The sequence below is a fragment of the Nonomuraea sp. NPDC049504 genome (assembly GCF_040676845.1).
GTDB lineage: Bacteria > Actinomycetota > Actinomycetes > Streptosporangiales > Streptosporangiaceae > Nonomuraea > Nonomuraea salmonea.
The window spans coordinates 1-21,384 of record NZ_JBFAPT010000049.1 but is presented as its reverse complement, the minus strand read 5'-3'; the positions used below and the strand labels follow the sequence as shown (position 1 = coordinate 21,384).

Here is a 21,384-nt window from a genome sequence, read left to right as displayed (position 1 = left end):
AACTGTTCTGGTGACCGGAGGCAGCGGGCGGCTCGGCCGGGTCGTGCTGGAGAAGCTGGTCGGGGCGGGGTACGACGTGCGGGCCGCCAGCCGGGTGCCCAGGGCCGCGGCCGGGGACGTGCGGTGGGTGGTGGCGGATCTGACCACCGGGGCCGGCGTGGCCGAGGCCGTTTCGGGGGCCGACGTGGTGCTGCATCTGGCGTCGGCCCCCTATAAGGGCAGGTATACCCGGCGGGTGGAGCTCGACGGCACGGCGGCGCTGCTGCGGGCGGCTCGGGCGGCCGGGGTGCGGCATCTGGTCTACGTCTCGATCGTGGGCGTGGATCGGGTGCCGTGGGGATATTTCCGGACGAAGGTGAGGGCTGAGCGGCTTGTCCGTGACGATGGCGTGCCGTGGACCATCCTGCGGGCCACCCAGTTCCACGAGTTCGTGGCGGCCGGGCTGAAGGGGATGGCCGGGTTCGGTTTCATGGTCGTCGACCCGGGCGTCCCCATGCAGTCCGTGGACGTCCGGGACGTGGCCGGGCGCCTCCTCGCGCTCGTCGCTCGCGGGCCCGGCGGCACGATCGAGGAGTACGGCGGGCCCGAGGTGCTCACCATGGAGGATGCCGTACGGCGGTGGCAGCGGGCGCGGGGACTGCGGCGGCCGGTGCTCCGCCTACGACTGCCCGGCGCCTCGGGGCGCGCCTTCCGCGCCGGCCACCTCACCACGGAGGCACACCCCAGAGGCACGATCACCTGGGACGACTACCTCGGCGCGCACCCACGCCCCTGAAACGACCGCCCCAGGCGCTGCTCAGGACGGGGGCTGCTGGTAGCCCTGGGCCGGTGGCTGCCAGCCCTGCTGAGGGGACGATCCGCCGGGCTGCTGGCCGGGTCCGGGTTGCTGCGGCGACCAACCGGGCTGCGGCTGACCATTCTGCGGCTGACCAGCCTGACCAGGCTGACCAGGCTGCCCCTGCGGGCCCGGCTCGGACGGCCACGACCCCTGCCGGCCGGACTCGGGCTGCCAAGGCGCCTGCTGGCCGGACTCGGGCTGCCAAGGCGCCTGCGCGCCGGGTTCGGACGGCCTCGGGCCCTGCTGGCCGGGCTGGGGCTGCCAGGCGGGCTGCTGGCCGGGGTGGGTGGGCTGCCATTCCGGGTGGTGGCCCGGCTGCTGGTGCTGGCCGGGCTGGGTGGGCCAGGGCTGGGGGCCGGTGGCGGCGGGCTGCGGGGTGCGGCGGGCGACCACGCCGAAGACCAGCAGGGCCGTGCCGGTCACCTGGAGCATGATCACGAGCAGGTTGCCCAGCGGCAAGATGATCTCGTACGCCGTTCTCCCCATTTCGGTGACCAGCGTGGTGACGGAGAACTGGATGGCGGTCAGGACGACGGCTCCGATGAGGAGCGCGACGCACCCGGCGATGCCGAGGCCGGCCCCTCGCCCGTGATCCTTCCTGCGCATCGCCATCATGACGATGCCACCACCCAGAACGATGACCATGAGGAGCAGATTCGCGATGTTGATGATGACGGTCAGCATGGTCATCCGGTGAGATCTCCAAAAGGGGACGAAAGTGACTCGACGACGCTACGCGGACTCGCGGAGATCTTCCACCGCACGTGTGAGCGAGTCGAGGTCGTGGCCGCCTTCGTAGCGCACGCCGTTCAGGAAGAGCGTGGGCGTGCCGCGCGCCCCGCTCGCCTGCCCCGACTCCTCGTCCACGGCGATCCTGGCGACGTGGCGCGGCACGTCGGTCCAGGGGTCGACGTCGAGCTGGGCGGCGTAGTGCTCCAGGTCGGCGTCGGTGAGGAAGCGCTGATTGGCGTAGAGGATGTCGTGCATCTCCCAGAAGCGGCCCTGGTCGGCGGCGGCCTCGGCGACGATGGCGGCTGGGGCGGCGCGCGGGTGCAGGGTGCGGATCGGGAAGTGGCGGAAGACCACCCGCACGTCGGGGTTGCTCCTGCGGACCTCCTCAAGGATGGGCTGGAGGCGGCCGCAGTAGGGGCATTCGAAGTCGCCGTACTCGACGATCGTGATCTTGGCTTTGGCGGGCCCGCGCACGTGGTCGGCGGGCCCCACGGGCACGGCGAGCGTCTTGGGGAGGTCTTCTGACGGCTCGGCGTCGGGCGGCGCGCACACGCCGCCGCGGTCCCACGCGAGGCGGAAGATCACCCAGCCCAGGACGGCCGACAGCAGCGACCCGGCCAGGATGCCGATCTTCGCCTGGTCGTGCAGGGCGGAGTCGTCGAAGGCGAGGTCCACGATGAACAGCGAGACGGTGAACCCGATGCCGGACACCGCGGCCCCGCCGAGCAGCTGGCCCCACACGAGGTTGCCGGGCAGGACGCCCCATTTGAGGCGTAGGGGCAGCCAGGTGCCGAGCGCGATGCCGACGAACTTGCCGAGCACCAGCCCCAGCGCCACGCCGATCGCGATCGGCGAGGTCATGGCCGCGCTCAGGGTCTCGCCGTCGAGCCGCACCCCGGCGTTGGCCAGCGCGAAGATCGGCACGATGACGTAGCTGCTCCAGGGGTGCAGGCGCAGCTGCAGCCGCTCGTTCACCGACACGGCCCGCTGGACCCGCCGCGTGGCCTCTCTGGCGGCCTCGGCGGTGGGCGAGCTGGTGAACCCCTGGACGGCCTCGCCGGCCAGCAGCAGCTTGTGGTCGGTGGGGGCGTAGACGAAGACGAGGATGCCGAGCGCGATGCCGACCAGCGTGGGGTGGATGCCGCTCTCCAGCGTGGCCACCCACAGCGCGAACCCCAGCACGATGTACGCCGGCGCCCGCCAGATCTTCAGCCACCGCAGTGTGAGGATGGCCGCGAGCAGCACCACGGCGGTGAGCAGGGCGGGCAGGGCCAGGGAGTCGGTGTAGAAGATCGCGATGATCATGATCGCGAGCACGTCGTCGACGATGGCCAGCGTCAGCAGGAAGGCGCGCAGCGGCTCGGGACACCGGGCCCCGACCACGGCCAGCACGCCCAGCACGAACGCGGTGTCGGTGGCGATCGGCACGCCCCAGCCGGACGCGCCGGGCCCGCCGAAGTTGAGCGCCAGGTAGACGGCGGCGGGGACGAGCATGCCGCCGAACGCCGCCACCGCCGGCACCGCGAGCAGCCGCCGGTCTCTGAGCTGCCCGAGCCGCACCTCGTAGGAGACCTCGAGGCCGATGAGGAAGAAGAAGACGGCCATGAGGCCGTCGTTGACCCAGTGGCGCAGGTCGAGCATGAAGTGGGCGTCGCCGAACGACAGGCCGGTGTTGATGTGCCAGAACGCCTCGTAGCTGTCGCCCCAGGGGGAGTTGGCCCACAGCAGGGCCACCACCGTGGCGACGAGCAGCACGGTGGTGCCGCCCGCTTCCGTACGGAAGAACGCCCGCAGCATCTTCACCCCCCGAAGCCCGATCCTAGGCGGGCCCGAGCAGCAGGTGAAGCGCGCCCCCTGGGGCTAGGAGGGCTGGAAGAACAGGGAGAAGGCGGCGTCGCGGGCGAGCAGGAACCCGATGATCGCCAGCGCCCAGCCCACCATCGACGCGGAGTGCTTGGCGAGCCAGGCGCGCAGCCGTTCCAGCTTGGGCTCCAGCCAGCCGCCCGCCGCCGCGCGCAGCGCCATGAGCGCCAGCGCGGGCACGATCATCACCAGCACGTACGCCCCCAGCACCGGCAGCCACTGCCCGGCCGCCAGCCCGGCGCTCGTCATCATCCCGACCGCCGCGAGGTACGGCACCATCGTGGCCACCTCCAGGGCCCCGGCCGTCAGCCCGAGCAGCACCATCGTGCGCGGCCCGCCCGTCCTGGGGACGAACGCGCGCTCGGGCCGGCCCCGCCTGGCCCGCCGCTTCGGGTCGAACCTGAAGCTGAGCGCGAACAGCCCGACGCCGGCCGCGAGCTGCACGATGTAGGCGGTCCTGCTCTGCAGCGCGTCGCCGAACGCCTCCATGAAGGCGCTCGCGCCCAGCATGAGCGCCACGCCGACCAGGAAGTAGAAGCCGGCCACGGTGGCCAGGTAGATCAGCAGCCGGCGGCCCCGGTCGCGGTCGGTGGTCAGCAGCAGGAAGACGGGGATGCCGAGGGTGCCGAAGCTCGTGCTGTCGATCACCGCCAGGGCCGCGAGGGTGAGCAGCAGTGCGATGGTCATGGGGACAAGTGTGCGGAACGCGCCCCCCGGCCTGCCTCCTCCGGCGGAGTGAACCCGGCGTACATCCTTGTGCTCATGCCGCCGGAGGAGGGCCGCTGACGTCAGAGATTCCGCAGGTAGGCCAGGGAGGGGGCGAAGAAGTACTCGCCGCCCTTCATGGTGACCGTCTGTGGCACCTGAAGCTGCGGGACCGACATCTCCGGCTTGCCCCACACCTTGGGGAAGCGCACCTTGATGTCGCGGTCACCCTGACCGATGACCGGGTCGTGCCCGGTGGCCGGCATCTCGAAGTCGGGGTTGTTCGCCCAGGTCTGCTGCATGAACTCGAACTGGCCGAGGAGGCTGGCGTTGAACGCCATGAACAGCAGGCCCACCTCGCCGCTCGGGCGCTCCTCCGGCGGGGAGTCGTCCCACGGGTCGTCGGCACGCTCGCCGTACGTCTGCCCGCGCCGCGCCATGACCACCTCACGGCCGAACGAGCGCGGGTTGGTCTTCCTGACGTGCCCGGAGAACGGGCACTTGGAGCCGTCGTCGGCGTCGAAGGTGAAGTCGTTGGCGACGGGGCCGCCGGCCGGCCTCGACTTGAGCGTCAGCGGGGTGCCGTCCTTGAAGCGGCCGACGAGCATGGCGCCCGCCCGCTCGCGGTCGGCGCCCTTCAGGCCGAGGCTGTCGGCGAGGTCGCGCTCGATCTCCTTGAACGCCCGTACGTTCTGCTCCAGCTTCCTGAAGACCAGGTAGCTGCCGTGGTGGCGCTTGGGGTTCGGGGCGAAGGGGTCCGGCACCAGGACGTTGGACAGCGGGAACGCCGGGTCCCAGTGCTTCTTCGGCTCCTTGTCCACCTCGTCCTTGACGAACAGCGGCTGGCTGCGCCCGTCGACGTAGCCGAAGTGCTCGATGCCGTCGCCCGCCGGGTTGCGCATGCCCTGGCCGCGCTCCTCGCCCAGCAGCCTGGCGCTCTCGGGCAGGTCGCCGAGTATCTCCTCGCGCAGCCGGTCGACGGGCCCGCCCTCGGCGTCGCCGATGAGGATGACGGCGTGGATCTCCCGCTGGTAGGTGCGCTCCCACTCCTCGACGGGCGGGTCGTTGACTTCGGCGGTGCGGCGTTTCATGCCGTCGCGGAAGACCGGGTCGTCGAACGTGCGGACGTCCTCGACGGAATGGCCGAGGTCGCGGTAGCCGGCCTTGCTGATGCCGACCCCGACGTAAGGGGTGCCAGGCCCTCGTCCTGCCCCGAAGTCGCGGATCTCCTGCAGGTGCTGACGGGCCGACTTCATCTTCGTGGTGGCGAGGCGGCGCAGGAACGCCCGGCCCTCGGCCACGTCGTTGAACCGGACGAACAGTACGGACAGGTGCTCGCGTACGTGGGCGCGCAGGATGTTCGGTTGCAGATTGTCGAGCATCGCCTTGGTGTCGGCGTCGAGCGCGGCCGAGTCCCAGGCGAGAGGTCGTTCGTTGGTCAGGTCGACAGGCATCGTGCGTGTCCCTTTCCCCGTTTCCCGATTATGTGAAAAATCGGACCCCCTACGCGTTGAGGGAGAAAGGTTCGCAAGAATCTCTCACCTTTCAACGCGTCCCACCTCTTCGACTCGCGAACGCCCGCGAAGGTTTCGGCGCCAACGGGATTGCTGGATTTCCCGTTGGGCGGAAACGGGGAATGCCCATTCAGGGCTCCTTTAGGGTGGTGACGGTGAAAATCGATGCGTCGCGGAGCGCCCGGAGGCGGCCATGAAGAGCCGGCAGTGGAGCCGTTCCGGAGCCACGCGCGACACGCTGTTACGCGCGGCTCGCGACGTCTTCCTGGCCAAGGGGTACGCCGACGCCACGGTGGCCGACATCGTGGCGGCGTCGGGCATCAGCGTCGGCAGTCTTTATCACCATTTCGGCGGTAAGCCCGGTTTGTTCCTGGCGTTGTGGGAGCAGTTCACGCGCGGGCAGGAGGAACGCACCGCGCGGGCGGCCAAGGCTGCCGACGGCGCCTCAGAACGTTTTCTCGCGGGCGCCCGCGCCTATCTCGAAGGGACGTGGGAGCAGCGCGAGGTGGCGAGGCTCTTCCTGGAGAGCGACGGGCCCGCGGAGTTCACCACGCTGCGCCGGCAGCGCGGGTGGGGCTGGATCGGCGGCAACAAGCGGGTGCTCGGCCTCGCGGACACGCGGGAGAGCCACGTGCTGGTGGTGCTGCTGACCACGATGATGGGCGAGGCGGGCCGAGAGGTGGCCGCGTGCGAGACCGACGACGACGCCGCGGCGACGATCGACGAGGTGATCCGGCTGGTGAGGCGGCTGCTGCCTACACCGCACGGCGTAGCGGAGCCGTCTCCCTAGGGACGATGACCGCGGGGCAGCCGGGTGGGAGTGTGGGGCGCATGGATCTGCTCCGCCGGGTGCTCGCCGGTTCTTCGGCGGTGTACGCGCTCGTCTTCCTGACGTTCGCGCTGGCGCACGCCGGGGTCGGGATCGGCCCGCTCCGTGAGCCGGTGATCGCGCCCGCCGTCGTCGTCGAGACGTTGTGCGCCGTGGCCGTCGCCATCGGCGCGTACGGCGCGGCGGCCCGCCGGGCGTGGGCCTGGGACGGCCTCCTCTACGGGCACGCGGCCGCGCTGGGCGGCGTGCTGCTCGGTATCGCGGCGACGACCCTGAGCCCGGGCGGCGGGACGACCGTGGTGCTGCTCTGGTATCACGGCGTGATGGCCGCCGCGCTGACCGCCGGCCTGGCGGCCGCCTTCTACGCCTCCCGCGTGCGCGGATGACCGGCGAGAGGGCGCGCCGGCCGCCGGCCTCGGATGCGGTCCGGTCACGCCTCCAGGGTGCGCAGGTAGTCGGCGGCCTCGGCCACCTGGTCCTCCGCGAAGACGCGGATGCCGTGTGACTCCAGCAGGGCCGTCGTGACGCCCTGGCCCGGTGCGCGACGTCCGGAGAAGGAGCCGTCGTAGACGGTGAGGACCCCGCAGGAGGGGCTGCCCTCCTTGAGCACCGCCATGCGGACCTGCTGGGAGCGCGCGACCGCGAGCGCGCCCCGCGCGCCCGCCACGAACGCCGCGGTCACGTCGGCGCCGTCGGTCGCGAGCACGCGGGCCGTGCCGTCGAGCACGGCGGCGCCGCCCAGACCGCCCTCGATCTCGGCCGCCGGACGCGGGACGGGCAGCCCGCCCGCCACCTCGGGGCAGAACGGCACCAGCCGCCCCTCCTCCCGCCACCCGGCGAGCAGCGCGTCGGAGCTGGTCTTGGCGCCGCCGTCGTAGCGCACCCTGCGGCCCATCAGGCAGGCGCTGACGAGGATTCTCTCCACGCCTTCGATCCTATGAGCGCGATCGGCACCAGCGAGACCGCGGTCAGGGCCGCCACCACCCAGAACGCGTACGTGAACGGCTGCGCCACGCCCGCCCGGGTGAACGCCTGCAGCAGCACGGTCAGCACGGCGACGCCGAACGGCGCGGCCAGGCGTACGGCGATGGTGCTCAGCGTGGTCGCCGCCGGGATCGCGGCCCGCTCCAGCGTCGTGAACGCCGCCGCCATCACCGACGTGGACACCAGCCCGTGCCCGAGCCCCAGCAGGAACATCGGCGCGAGACCGCCGCCGAGCAGCGTGAACGCCGCGATGCCGGCCACCGCGACGACCACCCCTGCCGCGCCGACGCCGCGCGCCCCCTTGCTGTCGGTGAGCCGGCCCGCCAGCGGCATCGTGATCGCCGCCCCGACGCCCATGGGCGCGAGCAGCAGGCCCGCGTCCAGCGCGCTGCCCCCGGCGGCGAGCTGGGCGTGCAGCGGCACGAGCACGGTGAACCCGAACAGCGCGGCCGAGTAGCAGACCAGCGCGCCGACCGCCGCGGTGAACGTCCTGTCGCCGAACAGCCGCAGGTCGAGCAGCGTCCCCTGGCGGCGCAGCGCCCGTACCGTGAACGCCGCCACCAGCACCACTCCGGCGAGCAGCACGAAGAGCGCGGCGCCGCCCTGCTCCGACAGCCCGTAGACGACGGCCGCGAGCCCGGGGGAGAGCAGCGCGAGCCCGGCCACGTCGAGCGGCTGCGGACGCTCGCCGGGACCGCCGGGCAGCAGGACGAGCGCGGCCACCAGCGCGAGCGCGCAGATCGGCACGTTGATCAGGAACAGCCACCGCCAGCCGAGCCCCTCCACGATCACGCCCCCGAGCGGCGGCCCGAGCACCGGCGCCAGCATCGCCGGCACGGACAGCGCGGCCATCGCCCGGCCCATGCGCTCCTTGCCCGCCGCCTGTGCCAGCATCGCCTGGCCGACCGGCATGAGCAGGCCGCCGCCGATCCCCTGGACGGCGCGGAAGGCGACCAGGCTCCAGACCGACCAGGCGGCGGCGCTGAGCGCGGACCCGGCCACGAACAGCACCAGAGCGGTCAGCCAGACGCGGCGCGCGCCGAACCTCCCGGTCGCCCAGCCGGTGACCGGCACCGTCATGGACAGCGCCAGCAGGTAACCGGTGACCGTCCACTGGATCTCGGACAGGGAAGAGCCGAAGTCGCGGGCCAGGGTGCCGAGCGCGACGTTGACGATCGTGGTGTCGAGCATCGTCATGATCACGCCGAGCAGGACGGCGGTGCCGGTGGCCCAGAGGGGAGTTCGTACGGCGTATCGCATGTCGTACACCGTATCACCCTCGTACGCTGTGTCCCGTGACGTCTCCATGGTCGAAGCCCGCACCGCCCCGCCGCCCGGCGCTGACCAGGGAGGCGATCGTGGCCGCCGCCATCGCGCTCGCCGACGCCGAAGGACTGGACGCGGTCTCCATCAGGCGCGTGGCCGCCGAGCTCGGCGCCCGCACGATGACGCTGTACTCCCACATCGAGCGCAAGGAGGACCTCCTCGCGCTGATGGCCGACGAGATCGCCGCCGAGGCGCACGCCGCAGAGCCGCTCCCTGACGACTGGCGCGAGGCGCTGCTGCTGCTCGCCCGCCTCGAACGCGACCTCGTCCGCCGCCACCCCTGGCGGGTCGATCTCATCTCGCAGCGCGTCGCGGTCGGCCCCAACGGGCTGCGGCACGTCGAGCAGAAGCTGGCGGCCATCGGCAAGCTGGGCGTCGACCGGCTGACGGCCTGGCGGATCCTCGCGGCGTTCAACGACTACATGACCGGCTTCGTGATCAGGCAGGCGATGGAGCGCGCGGCGTCGCGTGAGGCGGGCATCAGCGAGGCCGAGCGGGCCGCGCCGGCCGAGCCGCACGTCAGGGAGCTGATCGCGGGAGGTGAGTTCCCCCTGCTGGGGCCGATGATCGAGCAGGGCGTGCAGGGAGCCGACGACAACTTCGAGCGCGGGCTCGGCTGGGTGCTCGACGGCATCGAGGCGCACCTGCGCGACCGGCCCTCGCCGGAAGACCGGTGAGGCGGGTCGTCGGCGGCGGCGCCGGAAGGCCGGTGGGGGCGTCGGAAGGCCGGTGAGGCCGGGCGTCGGCGACGACGTCACGAGGCCGGTCGTCAGCGGGGGCGGGGCCCCTGGGCGATAGCCTTACCCCCGATGAACACCACCGTCTCCACGATCGTCATCTCCGGCTCGCTGCTGCTGATGCTGATGAGCCTGATCGTCGCGATCCGCAACCGTCCGATGGGCATGGTGCTGCTGGTCGGCTTCGCCCTGCTGGAGGTGGCGGTGCTGGTGCAGGCCGGGTTCGTGATCGCCGGGGTGGCGGGCGGCGCGGGGCCCGGCGACAAGGCCACGCTGTTCGGCTACGTCGGCGGCGAGGTGCTGATCCCGCCCGCCGCGGTGTTCCTCGCGCTGGCCGAGCGCAGCAGGTGGGGCTCGGCGATCCTGGCCGTGGCCGGGTTCGCGATCGCGGTGATGACGGCCAGGCTGCTGCAGATCTGGCAGGGCGTGGCGTGACCGGCTCGATCGGCACCGGGCCTGGGCGTGCGCTGATCGCCGTCTACGGGTTGTTCGCGCTGGCGGCAGGGGCGCGGGCGGGCGTGCAGATCGCCACCAGGTTCGGCGAGGCGCCGCTGGCGTACAGCCTGTCGGCGTTCGCGGCGGCGGTCTACATCCTGCTCACCGTCGCGCTGTGGCGCGGCGCCCGCCGGCTGGCGTTCGTCTCGCTCGGCATCGAGCTGGCCGGGGTGCTCGTCATCGGCACGCTCAGCGTGCTCGACCCGGCCGCCTTCCCCGACGAAACCGTGTGGTCCGCGTACGGCAAGGGTTACCTGTTCATCCCCCTCGTGCTGCCCCTCGTCGGCCTCTTCTGGCTGTGGCGCCGGCGTTAACGCCGGACGTGCCTGGGCAGTGGCTGATCCCATGAGCACGATCGAACACTCCGAAGACGTCAGGGTCCCCGTACGCGTCGCGTACGACCAGTGGACGCAGTTCGAAAGCTTCCCCGAGTTCATGGAGGGTGTGGAATCGGTCAAACAGCTCAGTGACACGCGTACGGCCTGGGTGGCCGACATCGCCGGTGTCCGGCGCGAGTTCGAGGCCGAGATCACCGAGCAGCACCCGGACGAGCGCGTCGCCTGGCGCAGCGTCGAGCGCCCCCACCACGCCGGCGTGGTGACCTTCCATCGCATCGACGAGAACACCACCAGGGTCACCCTCCAGATGGAGTACGACCCCGAGGGGTTCATCGAGACGGCCGGCGACTGGCTGCAGCTCGTCAGGATGCGCGTGGTCGGCGACCTCAAGCGGTTCAAGACGTTCATCGAGTCGCGCGGCGGCGAGACCGGCGCCTGGCGCGGCGACGTCCCGGGGCCGCATCAGGAGGGCTCCACGTACGGCGGCAGTGGCCAGCCCGTTCCCCCCGGCACGATCGGCGGCGGCGGCCAGGAGCCCGGAGGCACCCTGCCTCCTCCCGGCCCGATTCCCCCGAACGAGCCCCCCGCGATGCCGCCCAGGCCGGTGCTCTGACCGGTCAGGCGCGGTACCCCGAAAGCGCGGAGAACCCCCGGACCTGTCCGGGGGTTCTCCGCTGCCAGGAATAAAGCGACATTTCACTCCTGTTAGGGTGGTCATTCGTCCCATGATTTGATGAATGGAGGACCTCCCCAGCATGACCGTGCTCGCACAAGAGTCCCGTGGCAGCAACACCCGCCTCGCCTGGCTCCTCGTCCTGGGGATCGTCCTAGCCGCACTCAACCTGCGCACCGGGGTCACCAGCGTCGGCCCGCTGCTCGACCAGCTCGCCGCCGGGCTCGGCATGTCCAGCGTCGGCACCGGCCTGCTGACCACCCTGCCCGTGCTGGCCTTCGCCAGCGTCGGCGCGATCACCCCGACGCTGGCCAGGCGGATCGGCGAGCACCGGCTGCTGCTGCTCGCCCTCATCACGCTCGGCGCCGGGCTGCTGGTCAGGTCGCTGGTCGGCTCCGCCCCCGTGTTCCTGGTGAGCAGCGCGGTCGCGCTGTCCGGTGGCGCGGTCGGCAACGTGCTCATCCCGACGCTGATCAAGCGGCACTTCCCGGCGCGTACCGGGATCATGACCACCGTCTACACCACGGCCCTGGCGGTCGGCACGATGCTCGCCGCCGCCGCGACCGTGCCGATCGAGCGCGCGGCGGGGGACTGGCACGTCGCGCTCGGCGTCTGGGCGGCCCTGGCGCTCGTCGCCGCCATTCCGTGGCTAGCGCTGCTGCGCAGTGAGCCGGAGCGGGACACCGGGAGCCGGGACGCGGGCATCCGCACCCTGCTCCGCAGCAGGCTCGCCTGGATGATCGCCATCTACTTCGGCACCCAGTCGATGATCGCCTACATCATGTTCGGCTGGCTCGCCGCCATGCTGACCGACAACGGCTACACCACCCCCGAGGCGGGGCTGATCCTCGGCGTCTTCACCGCGCTGAACATCCCCGTCTCGATCGTCGTCCCCATGGTCGCCTCGCGCTTCCGCGACCAGCGGCCGCCCGTCGTCGGGCTCGTCGCGTTCTACACGGTCGGCTTCCTCGGCCTGTGGTTCGCGCCGGCCTCGACGGCCATGGTGTGGGTGGTGTTCGTGGCCGTGGGCATGGGCTCCTTCCCGCTGGCGCTGATGATGCTGGGGCTGCGCACCCGTACGCCGGAGAGCACGGCCGCCCTGTCGGCCTTCGGCCAGAGCGCCGGCTACCTCATCGCCGGCGCGGGGCCGCTGCTGGTCGGCGTGCTGCGGGAGACGACCGGGGGCTGGTCGCTGCCGTTCGGGATGATCTTCGTCGTCCTCGTCGTCCAGCTCCTCACCGGCCTGTACGCCGGCCGCGCCCGCTATCTGGAGGACGAGCGCGACGCTGCCAGAATGACCGGGTGAAATCCACTGTCGTCACCTTTCCCAGCGGCCTGACCAGCGGCCGCTCACAGATCGTCGGGACCGTGCCGGTTGAGGGGGGCAGGCACGGTCTCGTCGTGTCCGAGACCCCTTTCCATCCCCTCGATCACACTTGGCCCGACCAGCCGGCCGACCGGGGCACGCTCGGCGGCCTGCCGGTGCTCGACTGCGTGACGGGGGCGGTCGACGATTCCGGCGAGATCCTGCTGGGTCCCGCCATCCCCGTGCGGCGGGGCGCCGAGGGGTGGGAGTGGCTGGTGGTCCACGTCACCGAGTCGCCGCTGCCCGTGGGCGAGGAGGTGGACCTCTCGGTGGATCGCGAGCACCGTACGGCGCTGTCCGCCGGCCACACCGCCTGCCACCTCGCCGCGCTCGCGCTCAACGCCGTGCTGGCCGATCGGTGGCGCAAGGAGGCGCGGCCGGACTCGCTCGGCAGTCCCGACTTCGACCAGGCCGCGATCACCTCCTCCCGCATCGAGCCCCACGGCAGCGTGGACGTCTACCGGCTCGGCAAGTCCCTGCGCAAGAAGGGCTTCTCCGCCGAGGACCTCGACCCCGCGCAGGTCGCCGCGCAGGTGAACGAGCTGCTGGCGGGGTGGGTGGCCGCCGACGCGCCCGTACGCGTGGAGGTGCCGGGGCCCGAGCTGACCGCCCGGCGCACGTGGCACTGCTCGCTGCCGGAAGGTGAGGCGTCGATCCCGTGCGGCGGCACCCACCTCACCCGTACGTCGGAGCTGGGCCGCGTCTCGGTCGCGCTCACGCTGGACGACGCGGCGCTCACCATGAGGACGACTGTCAGCATGTGTTGACAGACGGCCTCGTGTCAGCACATGCTGACACCATGGACGTCAAGGAACTGGCCGAGACGGCCGCAGGACGCGACCCCCATGACGGGCTGCGGGCCGTGGCCGCGCTCAGGGCGCTGCTGGAGGAGCTGGAGGCGGTCCACGTGTCCACCGCCCGCGCGCAGGGCTGGTCCTGGGAGCAGATCGCCGACGCGCTGGGAGTCCGGCGGCAGTCGGCGCACCGCAAGCACGCACGCAGGACGGGGAGAAGCCGATGATGTTCGCCAGGTTCACCGAGGGTGCCCGTGCGGCCGTGGTCGCGGGCGGGATCCACGCGCTGGACGCGGGACTGCCCGCGCTCGACACCGGGCCGCTCCTGCTCGGGCTCGCGGAGGTGCGGCCGTTCCGGCTGGAGCACTTCACCGCCGCCCCCGCCGACGTACGCCGGCACGCCGCGCTGCCCGACCCCCGCGCGCTGCTCGCCACGCTGGGCATCGACCTCGACGAGGTGCACCGCCGCACCCGCGCCGGTGCCGCCGACCCCCGGCGGTGGTCGTTGCGCCGCTCCCGCCTGCGCCCGCTCCGCGTCACCCTGTACGGGCCGCTCGGCGAGCTGCCGCTCACCATGCACGCCAGGAAGGTCGTGGAGGTGGCGGCGTCCCGCCCCGGCCCGGTGACCGGCGAACGCCTCCTGTGGGGCCTGCTCGCCGACGCCGCCAACGGCGCGGAACGGATGCTGCGCGCGTCAGGCGTGAACGTGTCCGCAGTGGTCCGCGAGGCCGCCATCCCGACCCGCCACGCCGCCTGACCGATCAGGCGGTGGGGTGGAGGTGGGCGATCTTCTCGGGGTTGGCCATCAAGTAGATCGTCTCGACGCGGCCGTCCACGATCACGAGGGACAGGACGCCGACGACCCGGTCGCCGGCCGACATGACGATGCCGGGGGCGCCGTTGATCGTGTCCATGGTGAACGACCAGTCCGGCACGTCCGGCAGGCCGATCGAGGCCATGAACTTGGCGATGTTCTCCTGCGTGGTGATGGAGGCGAGGAAGCGGCCGACGTTCGCGGAGCCGGTGATGGCGCGCAGCGCCGCCCTGGCCTTGCCGCCGCCGTCGCTGACCAGCTGCACCTTGTCGGACAGCAGCGTGATCAGCCCGTCGAGGTCGCCTTCCGCCGCCGCGCCGAAGAACCGCTCGGTGATCCGGCGGCGCTCGTCGCGGTCCACGTCGAAGCGCGGCCGCCGCTCGCGTACGCGCTCACGCGCCCGCCTGGCGAGCTGCCTGACGGCCGGCTCGTTGCGTCCGACGATCTCCCCGATCTCCGCGAACGGCAGGTCGAACGCCTCCCGCAGCACGAACACGGCCCGCTCCAGCGGCGTCAGCGTCTCCAGCACGACCAGCAGCGCCAGCTCGACGGAGTCGGCCAGCGCGGCGTGCTCGGCGACGTCGGGCCCGGTGGAGATCGGCTCGGGCAGCCACGGCCCGACGTACGACTCCCGCCGCGCCTTCAGCTGCCGCAGCCGGTCGATGGCCAGCCGCGAGGTCACCCTGACGAGATAGGCCTTGGGGTCGGCGACGTCCGCGCGATCGGCCCCCGACCAGCGCAGCCACGCCTCCTGGACGACGTCTTCCGCGTCGGTCACGCTGCCCAGGATGCGGTAGGCGACGGCGGTCAGCAGACTGCGGTGCTCCTCGAAGGTCGGCATGAACCCTAAGACGTACCACAGAGCCGCGACGTGACACGAGGGCTCCGAACCTCCGTTACACTTGTTGATCGCAAGGGGCTATGGCGCAGTTGGTAGCGCGCCTCCATGGCATGGAGGAGGTCTGGGGTTCGAATCCCCATAGCTCCACAGGATGTCGAGCAGCGCCCCGCCTGATGGCGGGGCGTTTCGCGTTTCCAGGGGCTGCTCAGCGGCCGTCGAGCACGGCCAGGTAGTGCGGGTTGCGCATGACGCCGAGCACGTTGCCGAACGGGTCCACCACCGACGCCGTGACGAAGCCCGAGCCGTCGCCCTGCTCCCTGATCGGCTGGTGCTCCTTGGCGCCCATGCTGAGCAGCCGCTCCACCGTGGCCTCCAGGTCGTCCACGTGCCAGTACATGATGGCGCCCGCCGGCTGCCCGGTCGTGCCGGGCGGGGCGTAGCGGCCGTCGATGATGCCGAACTCGTGCTGGTAGTCGCCCAGGCGGAACTCGACGTATCCGGGGCGGCGGTAGTACGGCTCGACGCCGAGGAACTCGGTGTACCACGCCTGCGCGGCCTCGTGGTCGGCGGCCCAGAACGTCAAGGTGGCGAATCCGCGGAGCATGTCGGTGTCCTTCCGGTTGCTGGTACGAAGACCAGGATGCTCCGGAAAAGTGCTCATCTTCTGACTACTTTTCCGGAGAGAATCGGTGACATGCGAGCTGATCGACTGGTGGCCGCGCTGCTGCTCATGCAGGCGCGCGGCAGGGTGACCGCGGCGGAGCTGGCCGAGGAGCTGGAGGTGTCGGTGGCCACCGCGCGCCGCGACCTGGAGGCGCTGTCGGCGGCGGGCGTCCCCGTCTATCCGCAGGCGGGGCGGGGCGGCGGGTGGCGGCTGCTGGGCGGTGCGCGTACCGACCTGAGCGGGTTGTCCTCCTCGGAGGCGCAGGCGCTGTTCCTGCTCGCCGGGCCCGCCGCGCCCGCGACGCCCGAGGTGCGCTCGGCGCTGCGCAAGCTGCTGCGGGCGCTGCCCGCGACGTTCAGGGAGGGCGCGGCGGCGGCGGCGAGCGCGGTCGTGGTCGATCCCGCCGGCTGGGGCGCGACCGGGAAGGAGCCGCCCGACGCGGTGCGGGTGCTGCGGGACGCCACCGTGCGGCGGCGCCGGGTCAGGCTGGCGTACGAAGGGCGGGACGGGCGCAGCGAGCGGCTGGTCGATCCGTACGGGCTGGTGGACAAGGACGGCGTCTGGTACCTGCTGGCCGGCACAGAGCGCGGGCGGCGGACCTTCCGGGTGGACCGGATCACCGGGGCCGAGCCGACGGAGGAGGAGTTCGAGCGGCCCGATGACTTCGAGGCGGGAGCCGCCTGGCAGGAGGTCGTCGAGGAGATGGAACGGCGGCGCTCGACGGTCGCGGCCACCGTGCTCATCGCGGCGCGGTTCGTCCCGATCCTGCGGGACAGGTTCGGGCGGCACTGCGAGGTCGTCGGCGAGGAGGAGGACGGGCGGGCCAGGGTGCGGGTGGCGGCCCCGATGGCCGTGACGCTCGCCGAGCAGCTCGCCGGGTGGGGCGCGCGGGCCGAGGTGGTGGAGCCCGAGGAGGTCAGGACGGAGCTGGCCCGCATCGGCGCCGAACTCGTCGCCGGCTACGCCCCCTGACCGGTGAGAAAAAGGGCGGGCCGGAGGTATAAGCCTCCGGCCCGTTTCTATGACAAGCGGTCACGAGGACCGCCGAGGGTCAGTAGGGGTGGTGGCGGCGCCGGCCGCCGAACGTCTTGCCGAGGTGGAAGCCGCCGGGCAGGCGCACCGACACGTGACGGCGGCCGTCGGGGGTGGTCGAGACGTGGAAGCGGCGTCCGCCGAAGCTGTGGCCGATGCCGTGCCGCGAAAGGTTGATCCGGAACGGACCCACTTTGACCGACTTGTTGTAGTGCGAGCCCACTGTCCCTCCTCCACCGTCATGCGCTCAGTCGGAAGAACGTCCGGAACGGCGGCCGGGTTCCCGGACTGGTCGGGCGTACGCACGCGGAAGTGGCTCTGAGCCCGTCGACGGGCTCGGTCTACGTTAGGAGCAGGACCTAGGGAAGGGGCTACCGACATGATCGTGATCGGGCATCTGAGTGACGTCCACATCGGCGCCACGGCCGAGACCGTCACCCGTACGGCGGCGGTCATGCGTTACCTCGACGCGCTGCCCGCCGACCTCGACGCCGTGCTCGTCACCGGCGACATCGCCGACCACGGCACGGCCGAGGAGTACGAGAGCGCCGCCAAGCTGCTCACCTCCCGCCACCCCGTCCTGATCGGGCCCGGCAACCACGACGTGCGCGCCGAATTCCGCCGCGTCCTGCTGGGCCGGCCGGCCGATGACCGGCCGGTCAACCAGGTGCTGCGGACCCCGAACGCGATCTACGCGATGTGCGACTCCTCCATCCCCGGCGAGGCCGCCGGCCACCTGGAGGACGAGACGCTCGACTGGCTCGCGGGGGTGCTGGCGGGCAGCGGCGGGCTGCCGGTGTTCGTGGCTTTCCACCACCCGCCGGTCATGCTGCACGGCCCTGGCATCGACGGCATCAGAATGCACCGGACGGAACGCCTCGAAGCGCTGCTCGCCGAGCATCCGAACGTGCCCGCCGTGCTGGTGGGCCACGCGCACACGGCCGCCGCCACCACGTTCGCGGGCCGGCCGCTGCTGGTGGGCGGCGGCGTGGTGTCCACGCTGAAGCTGCCCTGGGAGGGCGGCGTCAGCTTCGCCGAGGCCATCGACTACGCTCCGCCGCCGCTGATCGCCTTCCACGTGTTCGACGGCGCCAGGATGACCACGCACTACCGCGTCGTGCCGTGAGCGGAGACGGGCCCCCGGGCCCAGGGGGCCCGTCTCCGCACGGTCACGGTTCGGTGAGCTCGATGAACGTCACCGAGTACGCCGGGAAGTCGTAGGTGAAGGCCGAGGAGAAGCCGGTCACCCGCTGCCGCCGCGGCGAGATGCGGTCGGGGTCGGACAGGGAGTTGACGTCGGAGGGCGACCCGGTCAGCGTCGTCACGGTGGCCGACGGGCGGAGCCGTGCCGAGCCGAGGTCCACGCTCCCGCGTACGGCACTGTCCTGCGCGTTGACGACCTTGAGCGTGATCGACTTCCCGTCCCTGGAGACCACCTGGTAGAGCGGCTCCACCCGGGAGGCGTCGACGAACTCGTCGACCTTCTCGCCGTCCAGCCAGGTCGTGATCGTGCGCCCGCTGACCTGCACCTTCAGCCGGTGGTCGCGGCCGGTCTCGACGGTGGTGGAGGAGGTGGCGATGGACGACTTGCCGCCGTTGACCGCCTTCTCGACGGCGGACTGGGTGTTGTTCCAGCCGCCGACGTTCCACCAGTAGTAGTTGCCGCTGTCGCGGACCCCGAACATGATCAGGAAGCCCTCGGCGCCGGCCGTCTTGCGTGCCGTCACCTCGATCGTGTAGTTCGACCAGTCGGCCGAGCCCGCCGTGGACCTGGCGTCCTCGACCTGCGCGGTCTGGACGTACGCGCCGTCCTGCACCGCCCACGTGCCGAGCCCCGGCGACCAGCGGCCGGCGCCGGCCGAGAAGTCGTCCGCCAGCAGCACGGTGCCGTCGGCCGCGGTGACCTTGACGTCGTCGTAGCGGACCGCGGTGTTCCACGCGCCCAGCCCGACAGCGCCCCTGATGTCCTCGACCGGCCGCGGCTCGCCCTCGAACCTGCTGGGCACGACCCGGTCGCCGGCGTTCGTGGCGAACAGGCGCTGCACGTGGTAGCTGGGCGAGCCGTACGCCTGGTCGTTGTCGAACCAGATGAGGTCGGGCGACCAGTCCACGTAGTCGACGTTGGCCAGCAGCGGCGCGTACGACGCCAGCTTCACCACGTCGGAGTTGCGCTCGATGCCCGTCAGGTACGACGCCTCGCTCAGCGCGTTGTAGAAGGTGTTGCCCCGGGAGGCGTACTCGCCCACGAACACCTGCGGCCCCTCGCGGTCGTAGGAGTCGTAGCGGTGGTTGTTGGCGAGGAACCAGTCGGGGTTGTTGTAGTAGTGCTCGTCGACGAGGTCGGCCTTCTGGTCGCGGGCGAACTGCCACATCCGGTCGAACCAGGCGCCCTGCGAGGTCTGCCCCGAGTTGCTGATGATCGTGATGTCGGGATGCTTCGCCCTGATCGCGGCGGCGAACTTCGGGTAGTTGGTGAAGAACTCCTCGTAGATCTCCTCGTTGCCGAGCCCGATGTACTCCAGCCCGAACGGCTTCGGATGCCCCATCTCGGCCCGCTTCTTCCCCCAGGGGGAGGTGGCGGGGCCGTTGGCGAACTCGATGAGGTCGAGCGTGTCCTGCACCCAGCGGGCCAGCTCGGCCTCGTCGGTGAGCGGCCGGTTCTCGCCGCAGCCGTTGACGCCGACCGACAGCACCGGCAGCGCCTTCGCGCCGATGTCCTCGGCGAACTGGAAGTACTCGTAGTAGCCGAGGCCGTAGCTCTGGTTGTAGCCCCAGAAGTTGAAGTTGGTGGGCCGCTCCTCGACCGGGCCGATCGTCTCCTTCCACTGGTAGATGCGGCGCCGGTCGCCGGTCTCCGCGTACGGGTCGTAGGTGCCGACGTTCGTCACGCAGCCGCCGGGGAAGCGCAGGAACCGCGGTTCGAGGTCGGCGATCAGTTTCGCCAGGTCGGCCCGCATCCCGTGCCCCTTGTACGTCTCACGCGGGAACAGCGACACCATGTCGAGGTCGGTCCGCCCGGCGGGCGCCTGCACGACGAGCCGCCCCGCGTCGGTCGTGGCGGAGGCGGTGAACGACGCCCGGTACCTGGCCCAGCCGCCCGCCTTCACCCGCACGGTGGCCCGGCCCAGCATCGTCGTGCCGTCCTCGGCGGTGACCGTGAGCGTGCCCGGCTCCCTGCGCCTGGCCCACAGCGACAGGTCGTAGCGCTCGCCCTCGCGCAGCGGCAGGCCCCGGTTGAAGCCGGCGTTGCGCACGCCGGCCGTGCCCGTCCCGGTCACGTCGAGGCGCAGGTAGTTGCGGTTGTTCGCGTTGAGCGGGCGGTCGCCGGTGACGGCCAGGGCGGCGGTCGCGCCGCGCTCGGCCTTGGTCCAGGCGGTCAGTCCCGTGTAGGTGGGCTCGTCGGTCGCGTTGAACTCGAACGAGCGGTTCTGCACCAGCTCGGCGTACAGGCCGCCGTCGGCGGCGTGGTTGATGTCCTCGTAGAAGACGCCGTACAGGTCGGGGCTGACCTTCGTGCCCTTGGCCCGGGTGTCCACGGTCAGGTCGCCCGTGGTGTACCCCTCGACGCGGAACCTGGCGGGCGGCGTGCCCATGACGAGCGCGCCGCCGCTGACGGCGACGGCCCGATCGCCCGAGGTGAGCGTGACCTTGCCGCCGCCCGCGTCGGTGAGCTTGAAGATCGAGCCCTGGGCGGACAGGCGCACCTTGGCCGCCGCCTCCAGGTACTTCCCGCCGGCCACGTCCTTGAGCCTGACGCCGTCGCCGCTCGGCTCGGCGGTGAAGGCCAGGCTCGTCATGCCCGCCGACGCCGAGGCGCGCACCGCGCCCGAGCGCTCGGCCGTCAGGTACGGCCGCTCCGCCGCCCGCAGCGTGAACGTCCCCTCGGGCACCACCGCCCGGCCGGGAGCCGCCTTGATCGCGAAGTAGTCGAAGTCCACCCGCATGGAGGTGCCGTTCTGGGCCGAGAGCCCGAACAGCCCGACCTGCCCGACCGCGAGCCTGGCGGTCATCCTGGACGCCTCCACCCAGGCGGCGCCGTCCCAGTAGGAGGAGACGAACTCGTCGCCGGTGCGCGCCAGCTTGAGCACCTCGGCGGTGGAGCCGGGCCGGGCCGAGAAGGCGGAGGTGAAGGCGGCGCCGGCCTCGGTGGCCGTCTCGATGACCGGGCCGCCTTCGAAGCCGACGTGGGCGAGCCCGGCGCGGACGTAGTTGTCCCAGTCCTGCCAGGCCAGCAGGCCCGCGCTCTGGTAGTCGAGCGCCACGGGGGCGCTGAGCCGCGTCACCACCTCGAAGTCGCCGTCGGGGACGTCCACGAGGAAGAGGTTGCGCGCGTTGTTGGTGGCCTGGTGGGTGTCGCCGGTGGAGGTGCCGAGGTGCAGGGCGCCGCCGGACAGGCTCCAGCGGGAGTCGTCGGGGGACAGCACGCTCCAGTCGGGGCCGAGCGTGGTGCCGTCGAACTCGTCCACGACGGCGCCGCCGGGTAAGGGGGCGGGTTCTGTGGGCGCGCGGGCGGGCGCCACCAGGGAAGCGGCCACGAGCAGGGCCGACAGGATGATGCGCGACATGAGCGGGGGGCTCCTCACGAGTTGTTAGCGTTAACACAGAAGTGAGCGTTAACAAGCGCGATCAGCGCCACGTTAGGGACGTCCGACCAGGGGCGTCAAGAGGCGGCTGTGTAACCCGACCGTAATCCGGCGAGCCCTTGACGGAAGGGATTGTGAGCGTTCACAGTCGGGGCCAAGCCAGGAAAGACATCCCAGGAGCTTTAGTTGTCAAGCAGCAAGCGACTCGGTGTGACGCGACCAGGCGGTTGCCTCGTCGTAGAGGGTGCCGGTCTTG

General features: G+C 71.7%; 23 protein-coding genes and 1 tRNA gene. 14 read left to right on the top strand and 10 right to left on the bottom strand.

Annotated elements, in window-relative coordinates; all coding sequences use genetic code 11:
• Positions 1-10 precede the first annotated feature (10 nt).
• Positions 11-775 carry an NAD(P)H-binding protein gene (locus AB0K28_RS48710; protein ID WP_364384662.1) on the top strand — a complete coding sequence of 255 codons (765 nt, stop codon included), beginning with the start codon at positions 11-13 and terminating at the stop codon, positions 773-775.
• A 21-nt stretch (positions 776-796) separates the two neighbouring features.
• Here AB0K28_RS48710 and AB0K28_RS48705 read toward each other — a convergent pair whose 3' ends face one another.
• From AB0K28_RS48705 to AB0K28_RS48690, 4 genes are all read right to left on the bottom strand, one after another.
• Positions 797-1,528 carry a hypothetical protein gene (locus AB0K28_RS48705; RefSeq protein WP_364384659.1) on the bottom strand — a complete coding sequence of 244 codons (732 nt, stop codon included), beginning with the start codon at positions 1,526-1,528 and terminating at the stop codon, positions 797-799.
• Between the two features lie 42 nt (positions 1,529-1,570).
• The gene (gene nhaA, locus AB0K28_RS48700) at positions 1,571-3,367 is read right to left on the bottom strand and encodes a Na+/H+ antiporter NhaA (RefSeq protein ID WP_364384723.1); all 1,797 of its coding nucleotides are present in this window, start codon (positions 3,365-3,367) and stop codon (positions 1,571-1,573) included.
• Between the two features lie 63 nt (positions 3,368-3,430).
• Positions 3,431-4,120, bottom strand: a complete 690-nt coding sequence (locus AB0K28_RS48695; RefSeq protein WP_364384656.1) for a GAP family protein — start codon at positions 4,118-4,120, stop codon at positions 3,431-3,433.
• 101 nt (positions 4,121-4,221) lie between these two features.
• On the bottom strand, positions 4,222-5,592 hold the full coding sequence (locus tag AB0K28_RS48690; RefSeq protein WP_364384653.1) for a Dyp-type peroxidase: 1,371 nt from the start codon (positions 5,590-5,592) through the stop codon (positions 4,222-4,224).
• 253 nt (positions 5,593-5,845) lie between these two features.
• Here AB0K28_RS48690 and AB0K28_RS48685 point away from each other — a divergent pair, with 253 nt between their 5' ends.
• Both AB0K28_RS48685 and AB0K28_RS48680 read left to right on the top strand, forming a co-directional pair.
• Positions 5,846-6,442 (top strand): helix-turn-helix domain-containing protein, encoded by a 597-nt coding sequence (locus AB0K28_RS48685; protein ID WP_345387910.1) that lies wholly within the window; start codon positions 5,846-5,848, stop codon positions 6,440-6,442.
• A 41-nt stretch (positions 6,443-6,483) separates the two neighbouring features.
• Entirely contained in the window at positions 6,484-6,867 is a 384-nt protein-coding gene (locus tag AB0K28_RS48680) for a hypothetical protein (protein ID WP_345387908.1), read from the top strand.
• A gap of 44 nt (positions 6,868-6,911) precedes the next feature.
• Here the strand turns inward: AB0K28_RS48680 and AB0K28_RS48675 are convergent, their stop codons facing one another.
• A complete protein-coding gene (locus AB0K28_RS48675; protein ID WP_364384649.1) occupies positions 6,912-7,406 on the bottom strand; it encodes a DUF523 domain-containing protein in 495 nt (164 codons plus the stop codon).
• On the bottom strand, positions 7,376-8,725 hold the full coding sequence (locus AB0K28_RS48670; protein ID WP_364384720.1) for a DHA2 family efflux MFS transporter permease subunit: 1,350 nt from the start codon (positions 8,723-8,725) through the stop codon (positions 7,376-7,378). The genes AB0K28_RS48675 and AB0K28_RS48670 overlap by 31 nt, the downstream gene beginning before the upstream one ends.
• A gap of 35 nt (positions 8,726-8,760) precedes the next feature.
• Here AB0K28_RS48670 and AB0K28_RS48665 point away from each other — a divergent pair, with 35 nt between their 5' ends.
• From AB0K28_RS48665 to AB0K28_RS48630, 8 genes are all read left to right on the top strand, one after another.
• The gene (locus AB0K28_RS48665) at positions 8,761-9,468 is read left to right on the top strand and encodes a TetR/AcrR family transcriptional regulator C-terminal domain-containing protein (RefSeq protein WP_364384646.1); all 708 of its coding nucleotides are present in this window, start codon (positions 8,761-8,763) and stop codon (positions 9,466-9,468) included.
• Between the two features lie 132 nt (positions 9,469-9,600).
• Positions 9,601-9,963 carry a hypothetical protein gene (locus AB0K28_RS48660; RefSeq protein ID WP_345387902.1) on the top strand — a complete coding sequence of 121 codons (363 nt, stop codon included), beginning with the start codon at positions 9,601-9,603 and terminating at the stop codon, positions 9,961-9,963.
• Positions 9,960-10,337 (top strand): hypothetical protein, encoded by a 378-nt coding sequence (locus AB0K28_RS48655; RefSeq protein WP_364384642.1) that lies wholly within the window; start codon positions 9,960-9,962, stop codon positions 10,335-10,337. Before AB0K28_RS48660 ends, AB0K28_RS48655 begins: the two co-directional genes overlap by 4 nt.
• A gap of 31 nt (positions 10,338-10,368) precedes the next feature.
• The gene (locus AB0K28_RS48650) at positions 10,369-10,974 is read left to right on the top strand and encodes an SRPBCC family protein (RefSeq protein WP_364384639.1); all 606 of its coding nucleotides are present in this window, start codon (positions 10,369-10,371) and stop codon (positions 10,972-10,974) included.
• 124 nt (positions 10,975-11,098) lie between these two features.
• Entirely contained in the window at positions 11,099-12,340 is a 1,242-nt protein-coding gene (locus AB0K28_RS48645) for an MFS transporter (protein WP_364384636.1), read from the top strand.
• Positions 12,341-12,435: 95 nt separating this feature from the next.
• Entirely contained in the window at positions 12,436-13,167 is a 732-nt protein-coding gene (locus tag AB0K28_RS48640) for a metal-dependent hydrolase (RefSeq protein WP_364384633.1), read from the top strand.
• 32 nt (positions 13,168-13,199) lie between these two features.
• Complete coding sequence (locus AB0K28_RS48635; RefSeq protein ID WP_345387892.1) at positions 13,200-13,421, top strand: helix-turn-helix domain-containing protein; 222 nt, start codon at positions 13,200-13,202, stop codon at positions 13,419-13,421.
• A complete protein-coding gene (locus AB0K28_RS48630) occupies positions 13,418-13,951 on the top strand; it encodes a hypothetical protein (protein WP_364384630.1) in 534 nt (177 codons plus the stop codon). Before AB0K28_RS48635 ends, AB0K28_RS48630 begins: the two co-directional genes overlap by 4 nt.
• 4 nt (positions 13,952-13,955) lie before the next feature.
• Here the strand turns inward: AB0K28_RS48630 and sigJ are convergent, their stop codons facing one another.
• The gene (gene sigJ / locus AB0K28_RS48625) at positions 13,956-14,849 is read right to left on the bottom strand and encodes an RNA polymerase sigma factor SigJ (RefSeq protein ID WP_345387888.1); all 894 of its coding nucleotides are present in this window, start codon (positions 14,847-14,849) and stop codon (positions 13,956-13,958) included.
• Positions 14,850-14,923: 74 nt separating this feature from the next.
• On the opposite strand from sigJ, the gene AB0K28_RS48620 reads away from it, so the two are divergent.
• Positions 14,924-14,996 (top strand) — tRNA-Ala (locus AB0K28_RS48620).
• Between the two features lie 58 nt (positions 14,997-15,054).
• Here the strand turns inward: AB0K28_RS48620 and AB0K28_RS48615 are convergent.
• Positions 15,055-15,453 carry a VOC family protein gene (locus AB0K28_RS48615; protein ID WP_345387886.1) on the bottom strand — a complete coding sequence of 133 codons (399 nt, stop codon included), beginning with the start codon at positions 15,451-15,453 and terminating at the stop codon, positions 15,055-15,057.
• Between the two features lie 90 nt (positions 15,454-15,543).
• Between AB0K28_RS48615 and AB0K28_RS48610 the strand changes: the two genes are divergently transcribed.
• A complete protein-coding gene (locus tag AB0K28_RS48610) occupies positions 15,544-16,485 on the top strand; it encodes a WYL domain-containing protein (RefSeq protein WP_345387884.1) in 942 nt (313 codons plus the stop codon).
• A gap of 79 nt (positions 16,486-16,564) precedes the next feature.
• On the opposite strand, the gene AB0K28_RS48605 is transcribed toward AB0K28_RS48610, so the two are convergent.
• On the bottom strand, positions 16,565-16,768 hold the full coding sequence (locus AB0K28_RS48605) for a DUF4236 domain-containing protein (protein WP_364384626.1): 204 nt from the start codon (positions 16,766-16,768) through the stop codon (positions 16,565-16,567).
• A gap of 156 nt (positions 16,769-16,924) precedes the next feature.
• On the opposite strand from AB0K28_RS48605, the gene AB0K28_RS48600 reads away from it, so the two are divergent.
• Entirely contained in the window at positions 16,925-17,671 is a 747-nt protein-coding gene (locus AB0K28_RS48600) for a metallophosphoesterase (protein WP_364384624.1), read from the top strand.
• Between the two features lie 43 nt (positions 17,672-17,714).
• On the opposite strand, the gene AB0K28_RS48595 is transcribed toward AB0K28_RS48600, so the two are convergent.
• Positions 17,715-21,110, bottom strand: a complete 3,396-nt coding sequence (locus AB0K28_RS48595; protein WP_364384622.1) for an alpha-L-arabinofuranosidase C-terminal domain-containing protein — start codon at positions 21,108-21,110, stop codon at positions 17,715-17,717.
• Positions 21,111-21,384 lie beyond the last annotated feature (274 nt).

Bases quoted from the DNA above. Each gene is read 5' to 3' on its own strand.
- AB0K28_RS48635 (WP_345387892.1), top strand. From the start codon at position 13,200: ATGGACGTCAAGGAACTGGCCGAGACGGCCGCAGGACGCGACCCCCAT.
- AB0K28_RS48615 (WP_345387886.1), bottom strand. From the start codon at position 15,453: ATGCTCCGCGGATTCGCCACCTTGACGTTCTGGGCCGCCGACCACGAG.
- AB0K28_RS48630 (WP_364384630.1), top strand. From the start codon at position 13,418: ATGATGTTCGCCAGGTTCACCGAGGGTGCCCGTGCGGCCGTGGTCGCG.
- AB0K28_RS48600 (WP_364384624.1), top strand. From the start codon at position 16,925: ATGATCGTGATCGGGCATCTGAGTGACGTCCACATCGGCGCCACGGCC.
- AB0K28_RS48645 (WP_364384636.1), top strand. From the start codon at position 11,099: ATGGAGGACCTCCCCAGCATGACCGTGCTCGCACAAGAGTCCCGTGGC.
- AB0K28_RS48595 (WP_364384622.1), bottom strand. From the start codon at position 21,110: ATGTCGCGCATCATCCTGTCGGCCCTGCTCGTGGCCGCTTCCCTGGTG.
- AB0K28_RS48670 (WP_364384720.1), bottom strand. From the start codon at position 8,725: ATGCGATACGCCGTACGAACTCCCCTCTGGGCCACCGGCACCGCCGTC.
- AB0K28_RS48680 (WP_345387908.1), top strand. From the start codon at position 6,484: ATGGATCTGCTCCGCCGGGTGCTCGCCGGTTCTTCGGCGGTGTACGCG.
- sigJ (WP_345387888.1), bottom strand. From the start codon at position 14,849: ATGCCGACCTTCGAGGAGCACCGCAGTCTGCTGACCGCCGTCGCCTAC.
- AB0K28_RS48650 (WP_364384639.1), top strand. From the start codon at position 10,369: ATGAGCACGATCGAACACTCCGAAGACGTCAGGGTCCCCGTACGCGTC.
- AB0K28_RS48705 (WP_364384659.1), bottom strand. From the start codon at position 1,528: ATGACCATGCTGACCGTCATCATCAACATCGCGAATCTGCTCCTCATG.
- AB0K28_RS48690 (WP_364384653.1), bottom strand. From the start codon at position 5,592: ATGCCTGTCGACCTGACCAACGAACGACCTCTCGCCTGGGACTCGGCC.
- AB0K28_RS48695 (WP_364384656.1), bottom strand. From the start codon at position 4,120: ATGACCATCGCACTGCTGCTCACCCTCGCGGCCCTGGCGGTGATCGAC.
- AB0K28_RS48685 (WP_345387910.1), top strand. From the start codon at position 5,846: ATGAAGAGCCGGCAGTGGAGCCGTTCCGGAGCCACGCGCGACACGCTG.
- nhaA (WP_364384723.1), bottom strand. From the start codon at position 3,367: ATGCTGCGGGCGTTCTTCCGTACGGAAGCGGGCGGCACCACCGTGCTG.
- AB0K28_RS48660 (WP_345387902.1), top strand. From the start codon at position 9,601: ATGAACACCACCGTCTCCACGATCGTCATCTCCGGCTCGCTGCTGCTG.
- AB0K28_RS48610 (WP_345387884.1), top strand. From the start codon at position 15,544: ATGCGAGCTGATCGACTGGTGGCCGCGCTGCTGCTCATGCAGGCGCGC.